The 13,808-nt window shown below is 71.4% G+C and carries 14 protein-coding genes; 7 read left to right on the plus strand and 7 right to left on the minus strand.

What is annotated here, in order from left to right; genetic code table 11:
* Positions 1-15: 15 nt before the first annotated feature.
* Positions 16-930 (minus strand): S1C family serine protease, encoded by a 915-nt coding sequence (locus DI005_RS37015; RefSeq protein WP_112264725.1) that lies wholly within the window; start codon positions 928-930, stop codon positions 16-18.
* A gap of 95 nt (positions 931-1,025) precedes the next feature.
* Positions 1,026-1,595, minus strand: coding sequence for a peptide deformylase (locus tag DI005_RS37020; RefSeq protein ID WP_113645111.1), 570 nt, complete (start codon positions 1,593-1,595; stop codon positions 1,026-1,028).
* A 129-nt stretch (positions 1,596-1,724) separates the two neighbouring features.
* Here DI005_RS37020 and DI005_RS37025 point away from each other — a divergent pair, with 129 nt between their 5' ends.
* Positions 1,725-2,048 carry a DUF3263 domain-containing protein gene (locus DI005_RS37025; RefSeq protein ID WP_112264571.1) on the plus strand — a complete coding sequence of 108 codons (324 nt, stop codon included), beginning with the start codon at positions 1,725-1,727 and terminating at the stop codon, positions 2,046-2,048.
* Complete coding sequence (locus tag DI005_RS37030) at positions 2,045-2,719, plus strand: LytR C-terminal domain-containing protein (protein ID WP_113645112.1); 675 nt, start codon at positions 2,045-2,047, stop codon at positions 2,717-2,719. Before DI005_RS37025 ends, DI005_RS37030 begins: the two co-directional genes overlap by 4 nt.
* Positions 2,720-2,976: 257 nt before the next feature.
* Here the strand turns inward: DI005_RS37030 and DI005_RS37040 are convergent, their stop codons facing one another.
* The 4 genes from DI005_RS37040 to glp form a co-directional block, all read right to left on the minus strand.
* Positions 2,977-5,214, minus strand: a complete 2,238-nt coding sequence (locus DI005_RS37040) for an AAA family ATPase (protein WP_113645113.1) — start codon at positions 5,212-5,214, stop codon at positions 2,977-2,979.
* A 24-nt stretch (positions 5,215-5,238) separates the two neighbouring features.
* A complete protein-coding gene (pssA, locus tag DI005_RS37045) occupies positions 5,239-6,204 on the minus strand; it encodes a CDP-diacylglycerol--serine O-phosphatidyltransferase (RefSeq protein ID WP_112264564.1) in 966 nt (321 codons plus the stop codon).
* Positions 6,205-6,207: 3 nt separating this feature from the next.
* Entirely contained in the window at positions 6,208-6,939 is a 732-nt protein-coding gene (locus DI005_RS37050) for a phosphatidylserine decarboxylase (RefSeq protein WP_113645114.1), read from the minus strand.
* A gap of 282 nt (positions 6,940-7,221) precedes the next feature.
* Positions 7,222-8,427, minus strand: coding sequence for a gephyrin-like molybdotransferase Glp (gene glp / locus DI005_RS37055; RefSeq protein WP_113645196.1), 1,206 nt, complete (start codon positions 8,425-8,427; stop codon positions 7,222-7,224).
* Positions 8,428-8,499: 72 nt separating this feature from the next.
* On the opposite strand from glp, the gene DI005_RS37060 reads away from it, so the two are divergent.
* From DI005_RS37060 to groL, 5 genes are all read left to right on the plus strand, one after another.
* Positions 8,500-9,177: a TIGR00266 family protein gene (locus tag DI005_RS37060; protein ID WP_112264559.1), complete on the plus strand. Its 678-nt coding sequence runs from the start codon at positions 8,500-8,502 to the stop codon at positions 9,175-9,177.
* Between the two features lie 6 nt (positions 9,178-9,183).
* A complete protein-coding gene (locus tag DI005_RS37065; RefSeq protein WP_112264557.1) occupies positions 9,184-9,771 on the plus strand; it encodes an AIM24 family protein in 588 nt (195 codons plus the stop codon).
* Between the two features lie 127 nt (positions 9,772-9,898).
* A complete protein-coding gene (locus DI005_RS37070) occupies positions 9,899-10,102 on the plus strand; it encodes a cold-shock protein (protein WP_110343324.1) in 204 nt (67 codons plus the stop codon).
* A gap of 75 nt (positions 10,103-10,177) precedes the next feature.
* Positions 10,178-11,599 carry a serine/threonine-protein kinase gene (locus DI005_RS37075; protein WP_113645115.1) on the plus strand — a complete coding sequence of 474 codons (1,422 nt, stop codon included), beginning with the start codon at positions 10,178-10,180 and terminating at the stop codon, positions 11,597-11,599.
* 203 nt (positions 11,600-11,802) lie between these two features.
* Positions 11,803-13,431 carry a chaperonin GroEL gene (gene groL, locus DI005_RS37080; protein ID WP_110343235.1) on the plus strand — a complete coding sequence of 543 codons (1,629 nt, stop codon included), beginning with the start codon at positions 11,803-11,805 and terminating at the stop codon, positions 13,429-13,431.
* 50 nt (positions 13,432-13,481) lie between these two features.
* On the opposite strand, the gene DI005_RS37085 is transcribed toward groL, so the two are convergent.
* Entirely contained in the window at positions 13,482-13,688 is a 207-nt protein-coding gene (locus tag DI005_RS37085) for a PspC domain-containing protein (protein WP_112264553.1), read from the minus strand.
* Positions 13,689-13,808 lie beyond the last annotated feature (120 nt).

The following is a 13,808-nucleotide window of genomic DNA, read 5'->3' on the forward strand; positions in this document are numbered from 1 at the left end:
GCGGCGACGCAGACCTCAACCCACAAGTTCGGTCGGTGTGGCGTAGACGTCAACCATCGCGCCGTTGCGCAGGACCGTCACCGGCAGTCGCGTCCCGATGACCTCGGCGAAGAGCTGACGCTGGATGCCCTGTGCGTCGGAGACGGGGGAGCGCGCGACCGTCAGCACGAGATCACCCGAATGCAGTCCGGCGCGGTCGGCGGGCCCTCCGGCGACGACCTCCACCACGCGCACGCCGGCGGTCTGCCCGGTGCGCTCGGCGACGTCGTCCGGCAACGGCGACGGCACGCCGACGACGCCGAGGTAGGCCCTGCGCACGCGGCCCTCGACGAGCAGGGTGTCGATGATGCGCCGCGTGGTGGCGTTGACGGGAACGGCGAGGCCGAGCCCGAACCCGGCGACGGCCGTGTTGACGCCGACGACCCGGCCGGCGGAGTCGGCGAGCGCGCCGCCGGAGTTGCCGGGGTTGAGCGCGGCGTCGGTCTGGATCACGTCCTCGATCACCCGCGCGGTCCTGCCCTGCCGGACCGGGAGCGCGCGGCCGAGCGCGCTGACCACGCCCGCCGTGACGGATCCCGAGAAGCCGAGCGGGCTGCCGATGGCGACCACGAGCTGGCCCACGACGAGCCGGTCGGCGTCACCGAGCTCAGCGGGCTCGGGCGCCTGCCCACGCACCCGCAGCACCGCGAGGTCCGAGAGCGGGTCCGCTCCCACGACCCGGAAGTCAGCCTCGGCGCCGTCGATGAACGTCGCCGTTCCGTGCTGGTCGCGGCCGACCACGTGCGCGTTGGTGAGCAGGTAGCCCTCGTCGAACACGACCGCGGACCCGCCGCCGCGCGCGAGCCGCACGCTCGCGACGTGCGGGGTCACCGTGCGCGCCACGGCGCTCACCGTGCGGGAGTACGCGTCGAACGCTTCGGCATCGGTCACCGCGTCCACCGCCCTCGATTACACCGTTACACACTCGATTGTGCGCTCGGTTCGCGGCGGCGTGCCCCGCGTTCGCCCTGGGCGAAGCCGGGGTGTCAGTCCTCGGGGACCGGCCTGGGCTCGGGCACCCAGCTGTTGCCCGGAACACCCCACTTGTTCGCCTTGAGCATCTTCTTCGCCGCACGCGCGTGGCGGCCGACCAGCCGGTCGAGGTAGATGTAGCCGTCGAGGTGGTCGGTCTCGTGCTGCAGGCAGCGCGCGAAGTAGCCCGTGCCCTCGACCTCGATCGGGTTGCCCTCCAGGTCGAAGCCGGTGACCTTGGCCCACTTCGCCCGTCCCGTCGGGTACGACTCGCCGGGTGCGGAGAGACAGCCCTCCCAGTCGTCATCCGGGTCGGGCATGGTCTCGGGGATCTCGGAGGTCTCGAGCTTTGGGTTGACCACGAGGCCCTTGTGCCGGACGCCCTCGTCGTCGGGGCAGTCGTACACGAAGATCCGCAGGTCGATGCCGATCTGGTTGGCGGCGAGCCCCACGCCTTCCGCCGCGTACATCGTCTCGAACATGTCCTCGGCGAGGGTGGCCAGCTCGGCGTCGAACTTCTCGACCTCGCGGGTGGGCGTGTGCAGGACGGGATCGCCGGCGATGCGGATGGCGTGGATGGTCACGGGCCGTAATGCTAGGCGATCGTGGGCCAGGACGCGCCGGGCATGGTACGGGCGCGAGCGGGGAGCCCGTGATCTAATGGCGTCGCGGAACGACAGCCGTGTGATTTCGCCGAGATTGCGAGGAGCCAGATGGACGCCGCGGAGTCGATGGCCAAGAACGGCCAGCCGTCCCCGCCCGCCCCAGCCGGTGAACCCGCAGAGGGACTGTCGCAACGCGAGCAGGAAGTGCTCGCGTTCGAACGTCAGTGGTGGAAGTACGCCGGGGCGAAGGAACAGGCGATCCGCGAGCTGTTCGGCATGTCGCCGACCCGCTACTACCAGATTCTGAACCGGCTCATCGACAAGCAGGAAGCCATGCGCGCGGACCCGATGCTGGTCAAGCGACTGCGGAAGATGCGCGCCGCACGGCAGCGCACCCGCGCGGCACGGCGGTTGGGGATTGAACTGCCATGAGCATCTTCGACGGGCTGTCCAGGCCGATGCGCGCGGCAGGCCTCGGGCTGCTCGCGGTCGCACTGGTCGCGGCCCTCGTCGGTGGCATCACGCTGCTGACCGGCAACGGCGAGCCCGACGAGACCGCGGAGCCCACCACCTCGCAGGCACAGCCGTCGCCCACGGATGGCAACGGCACCTCGGGGCCGGAGCCGACGTCGGGCCAGGCGTCGCCCTCGACCACGACCGGTCAGCCCTCCGCACCGGGGTCGGCGACCTCGCGTCCCGGCGGTGACACGCCCGCGCCCGGCGGCAACGGCGACGGCGCCGACGGTGACGGTGACGGCACCGGCAACGGTCAGAGCGGCGACGACCAGCAGATCGCCGCGCAGCAGTCGGTCGGTGTGCGCGTCTACAACAACAGCAACATCAAGGGCCTGGCCTCCCAGGCGGCCGACGACTTCCGCTCGCAGGGCTGGAACGTCGTGCAGGTGGCGAACTACCCCTCGGGCATCATCCCCACCAGCACCGCCTACTACCGCCCCGGCACCGGCGAGGAGGAGGCGGCGCGTGCGCTGGCCGCGGCGTTCGGGCTCCGCGTGGAACCCCGCTTCGACGGCATCAAGGACTCCAGCGCCGGCGTGATCGTGATCGTGACCATGGACTACCAGGGCGCCAGCAAGGGCAAGTAACCGCGAGTCCCCCGCTCCCGCCCGCGAGTCCCCCGCTCCCGCCCGCGAGTCCCCCGCTCCGGACTGCGAGTCCTGCGTTCCGGACTGCGAGTTCCCCGCTCCGGTAGAACGCGGACGGAACAGACCGACCCGAGCGGGCAACTCGCGGGCCCGAGCGGGCAACTCGGGGACCCGAGCGGGCAACTCGCGGGCTTGAGCGGGGGACTCGCGGACCTGAGCGGGCAACTCGCGGGCTTGGGCGGGGGACTCGCGCGGGGTCAGCGGTTGCGGTTCGCGTAGGCCTCCAGTGCGGCCAGCTGGGCCGGGTCCAGGGACGGGCGTACGGCGTCGCGGGCCTTCGCCAGGTGGGTGGCCGTGACCTCGGCGGCCTCCATGGACTCGCGCATGGCGGTGAGCGCGGCCTCCCTGATGAGGGCGGCGCAGTCGGCGGCGGAGTAGCCGTCCAGGCTCGCCGCCAGCTCGTCGATATCCACATCGGACGCCAGCGGGGTGTTCCGCGCGCTCGACCGCAGGATCGCCGCGCGCGCCTCGGCGTCCGGCGGCGGTACGTAGATGAGCCGCTCCAGCCGTCCGGGCCGCAGCAGAGCGGTGTCCACCAGCTCCGGCCGGTTGGTCGCCCCCAGCACCACGACGTCGCGCAGCGGTTCGACGCCGTCGAGCTCGGTCAGCAGCGCGGCGACGACCCGGTCGGACACGCCGGAGTCACTCGACTGCCCCCGCCGGGGCGCGAACGCGTCGACCTCGTCGAGGAAGATCAGCGACGGCCCCGCCTCGGCGGCGCGCCGGAACAGTTCCCGCACGGCCCGCTCGGACTCGCCGACCCACTTGTCCATCAGCTCGGCACCCTTGACCGCGAACACGTTCAGCGCGCCGGTGCCCGCGAGCGCCCGTACGAGGAACGTCTTGCCGTTGCCGGGCGGCCCGTAGAGCAGCACGCCGCGCGGCGGGGCGACCCCGAGGCGGGAGAACGAGTCCGGGTACCGAAGCGGCCACAGCACCGCCTCGGTCAGCGACTGCTTCACCTCGGTCATGTCGCCCACGTCGTCGAGGGTCAGCCCGCCCGTCGCCAGCGTGTCCGAAGTCGACATCGAGATCGGACGCACGGACTCCAGCGCGTCCAGCAGGTCCTGCTCGGCGATGCGCGGCTCTGCGTCGTCGTCGCGATGCCGCAGTGCCGCCCGCAATGCGGCGTCCCGGCGCAGCGCGACGAGGTCGGCGGCCACGAACCCGGGCGTGCGCTCGGCGATCACGCCGAAGTCGACGCCGGACTCCACGGGCGTGTCCCGCAGCAGGATCCGCAGCAGCTCTGTGCGCACCCGTGCGTCCGGCAGGCCGAGCATCAGCTCCCGGTCGAGCAGGTCGACGCCGCGCAGCCGAGGGTCGACGGACTCGGAACGCGCGGTGGTGGCGACGAGTGCGAACCCCTCCCGGCCGAGCGCCGCGCGCAGGCGGTCGAGGATCACTGTCGCGACGGGCGGCGGCTGGTGTGCGGGCAGCAGGGCGTCGATGTCGGTGATCAGCAGCACCCCGGCGCCGTCACCGGACACCGTGGCCTCGACGGCCTGCGCCACGCGGTTCAGCGCCGCGTCCGGCTCCAGCACTGCCACCGTGGGCGCGGCAAGGCACACGACCCGGACCCGCTCCGCGTGCGCGACCGAGCGCACCAGCGTGGCCTTGCCGACGCCCTCGGGGCCGGACAGCAGCACACCGAGCTTGCCGGACGTGCCGAGCTTGGCGAGCAGGTCCGGCCGATGGAACGCCAGGTCGATCCACTCGCCGAGCCTGCGCGCAACGGCGCCCTGCCCCGCGAGGTCCGCGATCGGCGGGGGCGCCTCCTCGGTCTCCTCGGCCTCCTCGGCGACGATCTCGGCGGCTACCGGGGCGGGCGTGACGGCGGAGGGCGCCTCCGACGAGGCAGCGGGGGCCGTGGGCGCTCCCCGCCAGCTGACCACTGTGGACTGCCCGACGGCGACGGGCCCGGACGGCTCGGTGGCCGTCACGGTCAGCAGCTCGCTGGTCCAGGAGGCCCCGATGGCGCGGGAGAGCTGCCCCCGCACCGCGGAGATGTCGGCGCCGGGCGCCGGGGCGAGGTCCTGCGGCAGCAACGACACCGCGTCGCCGACCGTCAGCACCTTGCCGATCAGCGCGAGCCGCAGCGTGCCGGGGTTGAGCGACATGCTCGCCATGCGTGAGCCGGAGACCGTGACCGTGCGGGCGACCGTGACGTCACATGGCGCCACCACGACCTCGGCGCCCTCGGTGACGCCGAGGTTGGCCATCGTGACGTCGTCGACGAGCACCACGCCCGGTGCGGTCTCGCCCGTGGCCGGCGCAGCGAGTGCGGCGCTGACCCTCGCCCCGGTGAGCCGGACGGCGTCCCACGCGTGCAGGCCCAGTGCGTCGAGCACTTCGGGGTGGAGGCGGACGACCCCTCGGCGCGAGTCGAGCGCGGACGGGGTGTGCCGGATGGTCAATGCGATCTGGGGCGACGTCACGTCCTCAACCTTAGGGCGGAACGGTCAGTCGCCGCGCTGGCGCAGGCCGATCCGCCGCCAGTTGCGCCGCCGGGGAGCCCGGCCTGCGGCGTCGGGCGCGTAGACCCTCGGCACGTGGGGTGGCGGCGTCGTGGGCGTACGCGGGCGCATGACCGCCCGCCTCGCCGCACCGGCGACCCGGCGGAACCGCGGCCTGCGCAGGCCGAGCCGCCGCTGGCTGCGGGCCCTGCGGATGGCGCGACGCTCGCGCGGCGGGACGTCCCACGCCTCGGGGTGGTTGGCCAGCCAGTGGTAGCGGCGCACCGAGTAGGGAATGTGAGCCAGGTAGAGCAGCAGCGCGCTGGCCAGTGCGATCAGTGGGTACTGGATGATCGCGGCGGCGAGCAGGCCGACGCCGACGAGCAGCGGCGCCACCGCCTTGGCCGGGGCACGCAGCTTCTTGAGCGACAGCGTCGGGATGCGGCTGATCAGCAGTCCGGCGACGGCGACGGTCCACAGCCAGACCACGCCCTCCGATGACCACCAGCTCTCGCCGAACTCCAGGGTCAGGATCACCGGCATCAGGGCGAGCAGCCCGCCCGCCGGGGCCGGTACGCCGACGAAGAATTCGCTCGCGTACGGCGGCTGCTCGGTGTCGTCGAGCAAGGTGTTGAACCGCGCGAGCCGCAACACCATGCACACGGCGAAGATCAGCGCGGCGACCCAGCCGAACCGGCTCGACTCCGGTAGCCAGACGTAGAGCACGAGCGCGGGCGCGACGCCGAACGAGATCGCGTCGGAGAGCGAGTCGAGCTCGGCGCCCATCTTGGAGGTCGCGTCGAGCAGCCGGGCGATCCGGCCGTCGAGGCTGTCGAGCACAGCGGCGACCCCGATGGCCCCGATCGCCAGCACGTAGTTGCCGACCAGCGCGAACTGCACGGACGACAGCCCCGCGCAGAGCGCGAGCACGGTGATCGCGTTGGGTAGCAGCCGCACGCCGGGCGTGGCCATGGCTCAGCTCCTCCCGGACGGCAGCTCGGCGATCGGCGTCTCGCCGCCGATGGTGCGCTGGCCCTTGCCGACCAGGACGCGGCTGCCCGGCGGCAGGTAGATGTCCACCCGTGAGCCGAACCGGATGAGGCCGTACGTCGAGCCGGCGGCGACCTGGTCGCCCTCGCCGACCTGGCAGACGATGCGCCTGGCCACCAGGCCGGCGATCTGGACCGCGACGAGTTCGTGGCCGTCGTCGGTGCGCAGCAGCACCGAGTTGCGCTCGTTCTCGTCGCTGGCCTTGTCGAGGTCGGCGGAAAGGAACTTGCCGGGCCGGTAGGCGACCCGCTCGATCTTGCCGGTCGCGGGCGCGCGCTGGACGTGCACGTCGAAGACGGAGAGGAACACGCTCACGCGCGTCCTCGGCTCGTCGGGCAGGCCAAGCTCGGCGGGCGGCACGGCCTCCTCGATGAGGGAGACGAGGCCGTCGGCGGCCGCGAGCACGAGGCCGTCGCGAGCGGGGGGCACCCGGCGCGGCTCGCGGAAGAACGCGGCCGTCGCGAGCGTCCCGAGCCCGGCGAGCAGGCCCAGGCGCTTGGAGACCTTGCGCAGGGCGAGCGTGGCGACGGCGCCACCGAGTACGAAGGGCCTGCCCGCCGGGTGCATGGGCGGCAGGGTCTCGCGGGCGAGCTGCAGGGCGTGGCCGAGGGTGTGGCCCTGCGCCTCGCGGTCCGGCGATGCGTGTGAGGTGCTCACGAACTCTTCTCTTCCGCTGCTCAGACGGCCTGCGCCCGCTGGGGTGCGTGCTGCGGGCCGGAGCGGCTCATTCGGTCGAAGTTCCCATATCGTCCGTTGGGACTGCCATGCACCACGCTACGCCAAGATCGAGAACTGGACGGGCCGGGTGGCGTGCGCCCCCCGACGCCGTACGCCACCCGGCCACGGATGGCCGATCCTAAGCCCTGGAGGCCAGCCAAGATAACCCCGCGTGCGGTAAACGTTACAAACGGTCGCGGTGATGAGGTGGTTCCCGACCGCTCAGAGCAGGAGGACGTCCACCTCGTCGCCCTCGGCCACCCCCGTGATGTCCTCCGGTAGCACGATGAGGCAGTTGGCCTGTGTGAACGCGGCCAGCAGGTGTGAGCCGGGGCCACCCCTCGGCCCCACGACGCCGGTGACCTGGCCCTCACTGTGGGTGTAGTAGCCGCGGCGGAACTGCCGCTTGCCCTTGGGCGACTCCAGCGACTCGGTGAGGTTGGCCCGCACGTGCTGCCGGTCGACGCCGGTGTGCCCCAGCGAGGCGAGCAGCGCGGGCCGCAGGAAGGCCTCGAACGACACGAGCACGCTCACGGGGTTTCCGGGCAGCGTCACCACGGGGACCCCGTTCCAGCGCCCGCAGCCCTGCGGCCCGCCCGGCTGCATGGCGACCTTCGAGAACTGCACTCCCGCACCCGTCAGTGCGTCCTTGACCACCTCGTACGCGCCCGCGCTTACCCCGCCCGAGGTCACCACGAGGTCGACGTCCGCGAGCCTCGGCTCGATGGCCGCGCGGAACCGCTCGACGTCGTCGGCGACGCTGCGCACCGACTCCACCCTGGCTCCGAGCGCCTTGAGCGCGGCCACGAGCATCACGCTGTTGGACTCGTAGATCTGGCCGTGGCGCAGCGGTTCCGGCGGCAGCACCAGCTCGGTGCCGGTGGAGACGACGAGGACCTTCGGCGGGGCGTGCACGGCCAGGCGGTCCATGCCCACCGCGGAGGCGAGCCCCAGCTGAGCGGGGCCCAGCACGGTGCCTGCCGTTAGCGCGACCGTGCCCGCGGCGACGTCCTCGCCCGTACGCCGGATGTGGGCGCCGGGCGCCGCGCTCGCGAAGATCCGGACCTTGCCGGTGCCGCCGTCGGTGCGCTCGACTATCACGACGCTGTCGGCGCCCGTGGGCATCGGCGCGCCCGTCATGATCCGGTCCACTGTGCCCGGCAGCAGCGCGGGCACGTCGGTGCGCCCGGCCGGGATGTCCTCGCTGACCGGCAGCTCGACCGGCGTGTCCTCAGTGGCGCCCGCGACGTCCACCGAACGGACCGCGTAACCGTCCATGGCGGAGTTGTCGAAGGGCGGCAGCGAGACCTGCGCCCGCACGTCCTCGGCCAGCACCAGGCCGGCGCAGTCGGCGAGGGGCAGTTCCACGGCGGGCCGCGTGCCGAGCAGCTCGGTCACGGTGGCGCGGTGTTCGTCGACGGAGATCACGCGGACCATCCTCCCCCGGCTCGGCGCCCGTGCAAGACTTTCCCCGCCGAAATGCGCAACAGGGGAGGGTCCATGCAGGTACAGCTCCGGCACCAGCCGTCGTTCGCCGTCGCCAGGCTCGTGCTGGCTCCCGGCGAGCCCGCGCAGGTGGAGTCCGGTGCGATGGCCGCCACGAGCTACGGGGTGCACGTCCAGTCGCAGGCTCAGGGCGGGGTCATGAAGGGGCTGGGCCGCGCGTTCCTCGCCGGCGAGTCGCTGTTCATCTCCACCTACACCGCACCGCAGAACGGGGGCTGGGTCGACGTCGCGGCGCACCTGCCCGGGGACATCCAGGTGATCAACCTGGACGGGCGCACCGGCTGGTGTGTGACCAGGGGGTCGTGGCTCGCTTCGTCCTACGGCGTGCAGACCGAGACCAAATGGGGCGGCTTCGGCAAGCTCTTCGGAGGTGAGGGCGGCTTCCTCACCCACGCCACCGGCCAGGGCCAGCTCCTCGTCGCCTGCTACGGCGCCATGGACGTGGTGAACCTCCAGCAGGGCGAGATGGTCACGATCGACTCCGGGCACGTCGTGGCCTACGCCGAGACCGTGCAGTCACAGCTGCGGAAGGTCTCCTCTGGTCTGGTCCAGACGCTGAAGAGCGGTGAGGGCTTCGTGTTCGACTTCGCGGGCCCAGGGCAGATCCTCACCCAGACGCGCAATCCCTCGGCGCTCGCGGCGTGGGTCGTCGCGCAGGTGCCGTCGCGGTAGCCGGTCGTGCAGGTGCAGACGCGGCACACGCCGGCCTTCGGAGTGGCCAGGATCGTGCTGTCGCAAGGAGAAGCCGTCCAGGCCGACGCCGATGCGTTGCTCGCGAACAGCTTCGGCATCACCGAGACGCGGCCGGGCCGGGGCAAGGGCCCCTCCATCTTCACCGCTCCGGCGGGCGGAGGGTGGCTCGACCTCGCGCCGGAGCACGCGGGCGACATCTATCCGCTGGAGTTCGGCGGCCGTGGCGGCTGGTCGGTGGCGGTGGGCAAGGTGCTCGCCCGGCCCCCGACGATCAAGCGCGACCAGCCGTGGCCCGCGCTGCAGGCGCTCTTCGGCGGGGACACCGGATTCCTGGAGCATTTCAGCGGAACCGGCCAGCTCGTGCTTGCGTGCAGGGGGCCGGTCGACGCGCTGACGCTGGAGGCCGGCGAGGTGATCACGGTGCGTCCGGCGTTCCTCGTCGCCTACCCCGACGCGATACAGGTGCGGTTACGGGCGGTGGACCCGGCGGCTCAGCAGTCGGTGCGAACCGGTGAAGGTCTAGCACTGGACTTCGCCGGTCCGGGAACCGTTCTCGTCCAGGCGCGGAAGTAACCGCTGCCGGTCGTCGTAGTTACCGCAAATTGACCATTGCCGAGCGCTGTTAATCCGGTAGCGTGATCCAGGCTTGGAACGGGGCAGGCGGGACTGCACCGTTTTGGTTTGGTACAAGGAGGACGCCGTGGCTGTCGGCACGGTCAAATGGTTCAACGCGGAAAAGGGCTACGGGTTCATCGAGTCCCCTGAGGGGCCTGATGTCTTCGTGCACTACTCCGCCATTCAGGCGGACGGCTTCCGGACCCTCGACGAGGGCGACCGGGTGGAGTTCGAGATCACGGCGGGCCGCGACGGTCGCAGTCAGGCCGCTGACGTCCGAAAGGTCTAGTAGGCGGGACCACCGCGTACCTGAACTACCGACACTTCGCGCTACACCTGGGGCGTGGGCGTTAGGCTGCGCCCTGTGACAGGCGATGTGTCGGGGGACCTCACCGGTCGGCGGCTGGGCAACTACCGCATCGACGGTGTGCTGGGTCGTGGCGGCATGAGCGTGATGTACAAGGCCACGGACGTGCGTCTGGGGCGCAAGGTGGCCTTGAAGGTGATCGGGGAACACCTCGGTGCCGACGCGGAGTTCCGCGAGCGCTTCGTCGACGAGGCACGCAACACCTCGGCGATCGATCACGCGAACATTGTGCCGCTGTACGACTTCGGTGAGCTCGACGGGATGCTCTACATCGCCATGCGGCTCGTCGACGGCTCCGACCTGGCCAGCCTCATCGGCGGCGCTCCGATGAAGCCGGAGCGCGCCATCGGGCTGCTCGACCAGGTGGCCGACGCGCTCGACACTCTGCACGCTCGCGGGCTGGTGCACCTCGACGTCAAGCCTGCGAACGTGCTCGTGACGAGCCGGGAGTCGGCGCGCGAGCACGTGTACGTCGCCGATTTCGGGCTGACCAGGCGTGGCGCGACCGGGCACCGGACGCGCGGTGGCGACTTCCTTGGCTCGCCCACCTATGCCGCGCCGGAACACCTGCGCGGGGAGCCGCTCGACGGGCGCACCGACCAGTACGCCCTCGCCTGCATGCTCTACGCGTGCCTGGCCGGGAAGCCGCCCTTCCAGGGCGACGTGCAGACGGTGATCAAGGGCCACCTCAACGGGGACCCGCCGCCGCTGTCGCGCCTGGTGCCGTCGCTGCCCGCCGCCGTTGACGAGGTCGTCCGCAAGGGCATGGCCAAGAACCCCGGTGACCGGTATGCCACCTGCGTCGAGCTGATCACGGCCGCGCGCGACGTGGTCAAGCCGGACCCGGCGATGTCGGCGCCGCGACCGGGCAGGCATCCTGTCGCGGTCGCCCAACATGGAGAGGGGGGCCCGGTGCATCCCTACGGTCAGCAGCCGGGACAGCAGCCAGGCCAGCCTGGACAGCCGGGGCAGCAGCCGCCACCACAGCAGGGATTCGGCCAGCAGCCCCCGCCGGCCGGCTACGGCCGGCCGCAGGGTCCGCCGCCGCAGTACGGCAACCCTCCCCAGGCCATGGGCATGCCTCCGCAGGGTCCGCCGCCCGGTTACGGCCCGCCTCCTCAAGGCGGGTTCCCGCCGCCGCAGAAGAAGGGCGGAAAGGCGTGGATCGGCTGGGTCGCCGCCGCCGTCGTCGTGATCGGCGCGGCCGTCGCGGCGATCATCATCTTCACGGGCGGTGACGACGAGAGCGGGGGCAACACCAACCCGCCCGCCGACCCCACGGGCAACTCTCAGGCACCCGAGATCCCCGTCGGCCCTGGTTCGCAGGGCAACGAGCCCACGGCGACGGGCAGCGCCGACACCGGCGGAAACAACCCGCCGCCGACCTCGATCCCCGTGGTTCCCGGCACGGGCGGGTGAGCGTCGTTTCTTGCACTCTCCCCCGGAGAGTGCTAAACACGGAATTGGCACTCGGCACCGTCGAGTGCTAGGTGGCCGGCCGAGGGCCTGCCGCCTGAAGGTCGGGACGGTGAGGCCACGTTCGGGGGATCCCGGACTGGTCGTCCGTCGCGGGCACCGAGCCTGGCCGAGGACGTGTCCGATTACCGGAGGACCACACCGCAATGGCCAAACTGATTGCGTTCGACGAGGACGCCCGCCGCGGTCTCGAACGCGGCCTGAACACCCTCGCCGAGGCCGTCAAGGTGACGCTTGGCCCCCGTGGCCGCAACGTCGTGCTCGAGAAGAAGTGGGGCGCGCCGACCATCACCAACGACGGTGTCTCCATCGCCAAGGAGATCGAGCTCGAGGACCCGTGGGAGAAGATCGGGGCCGAGCTCGTCAAGGAAGTCGCCAAGAAGACCGACGACGTCGCTGGTGACGGCACCACCACCGCCACCGTGCTCGCCCAGGCCCTCGTCAAGGAAGGCCTGCGCAACGTCGCGGCCGGCGCCGACCCGATCGCCCTCAAGCGGGGCATCGAGCAGGCCGTCGAAGCCGTGACCGAGCAGCTCCACAAGGCCGCCAAGGAGGTCGAGACCAAGGAGCAGATCGCTGCTACCGCCTCGATCTCGGCCGCCGACCGCACCATCGGCGAGCTCATCGCCGAGGCGCTGGACAAGGTCGGCAAGGAAGGCGTCGTCACCGTCGAGGAGTCGAACACCTTCGGCCTCGAGCTCGAGCTCACCGAGGGTATGCGCTTCGACAAGGGCTACATCTCGGGCTACTTCGTGACCGACGCCGAGCGTCAGGAAGCCGTTCTCGAGGACCCGTACGTCCTGCTGTTCGGTTCGAAGATCTCGAACGTCAAGGACATGCTGCCGGTGCTCGAGAAGGTCATGCAGTCGGGCAAGCCGCTGCTGATCATCGCCGAGGATGTCGAGGGCGAGGCCCTCGCGACGCTGGTCGTCAACAAGATCCGCGGCACCTTCAAGTCGGTCGCCGTCAAGGCCCCCGGCTTCGGTGACCGCCGCAAGGCGATGCTGCAGGACATGGCCATCCTCACCGGTGGCCAGGTCATCAGCGAGGACGTCGGCCTCAAGCTCGAGAACGCCGACATCTCCCTGCTGGGCAAGGCCCGCAAGGTCGTCGTGACCAAGGACGAGACCACCATCGTCGAGGGCGCGGGCGACGCGGACCAGATCCAGGGCCGGGTCAACCAGATCCGTGCCGAGATCGAGAACAGCGACTCGGACTACGACCGGGAGAAGCTGCAGGAGCGTCTCGCCAAGCTCGCCGGTGGTGTCGCGGTCATCAAGGCCGGCGCCGCCACGGAGGTGGAGCTCAAGGAGCGCAAGCACCGCATCGAGGACGCGGTGCGCAACGCCAAGGCCGCCGTCGAGGAGGGCATCGTCGCCGGTGGTGGCGTGGCTCTGCTGCAGGCTGCCGAGGCGGCCTTCGCCGGCCTGAAGCTCAAGGGCGACGAGGCGACCGGCGCGAACATCGTGAAGATCGCCGTCGAGGCTCCGCTCAAGCAGATCGCCATCAACAGCGGTCTCGAGGGCGGCGTCGTGGTGGAGAAGGTCAAGTCCCTCCCGCAGGGCCACGGCCTCAACGCCGCGACCGGCGAGTACGAGGACCTGCTCGCGGCCGGCGTGCCGGACCCGACGAAGGTCACGCGCTCGGCGCTGCAGAACGCCGCCTCCATCGCCGGCCTGTTCCTGACCACCGAAGCCGTGGTCGCGGACAAGCCGGAGAAGGAGAAGGCCCCGGCCGGTGACCCGACCGGTGGCATGGGCGGCATGGACTTCTGAGTCCAACCCCTTTTCGATCCCCGAGGGCATCCGTGCCCTCGGGGATCTTTTTATGCGTCTTCCTCCGGCATCAGCAGCCAGCAGGCGGCGTAGAGCAGGATCGGGGTTCCGAGGCCGAAGATCGTGGTGGCGACGAGGCCGATCCGCAGGATCGCGGCGTCGACGCCCAGCAGGCGTGCCCAGCCGCCGCACACGCCCGCCAGCATCCGGTCGCCGCGGCTGCGGCGGAGCTTCTTGATCGTCACGTTGTCGGTCATGACTCCATGCTGCGCCGGCGCGACCGCCGGGACATCGGGGTACGACCCGGAGTGATCCCGGAACCTTCGACCCCGAGACCGTCCTGGAGTTACTCGAACTGTCCATGATCGCGTGGCGCG

Origin of the sequence: Prauserella sp. PE36, assembly GCF_003311655.1 — a bacterium.
Taxonomy (GTDB): domain Bacteria; phylum Actinomycetota; class Actinomycetes; order Mycobacteriales; family Pseudonocardiaceae; genus Prauserella_A; species Prauserella_A endophytica.

Excerpts from the sequence above, each read along its gene's own strand:
- DI005_RS37085 (WP_112264553.1), bottom strand. The coding sequence starts at position 13,688 with ATGACCGACAACGTGACGATCAAGAAGCTCCGCCGCAGCCGCGGCGAC.
- groL (WP_110343235.1), top strand. The coding sequence starts at position 11,803 with ATGGCCAAACTGATTGCGTTCGACGAGGACGCCCGCCGCGGTCTCGAA.
- DI005_RS37060 (WP_112264559.1), top strand. The coding sequence starts at position 8,500 with ATGCAGGTACAGCTCCGGCACCAGCCGTCGTTCGCCGTCGCCAGGCTC.
- DI005_RS37025 (WP_112264571.1), top strand. The coding sequence starts at position 1,725 with ATGGACGCCGCGGAGTCGATGGCCAAGAACGGCCAGCCGTCCCCGCCC.
- pssA (WP_112264564.1), bottom strand. The coding sequence starts at position 6,204 with ATGGCCACGCCCGGCGTGCGGCTGCTACCCAACGCGATCACCGTGCTC.
- DI005_RS37030 (WP_113645112.1), top strand. The coding sequence starts at position 2,045 with ATGAGCATCTTCGACGGGCTGTCCAGGCCGATGCGCGCGGCAGGCCTC.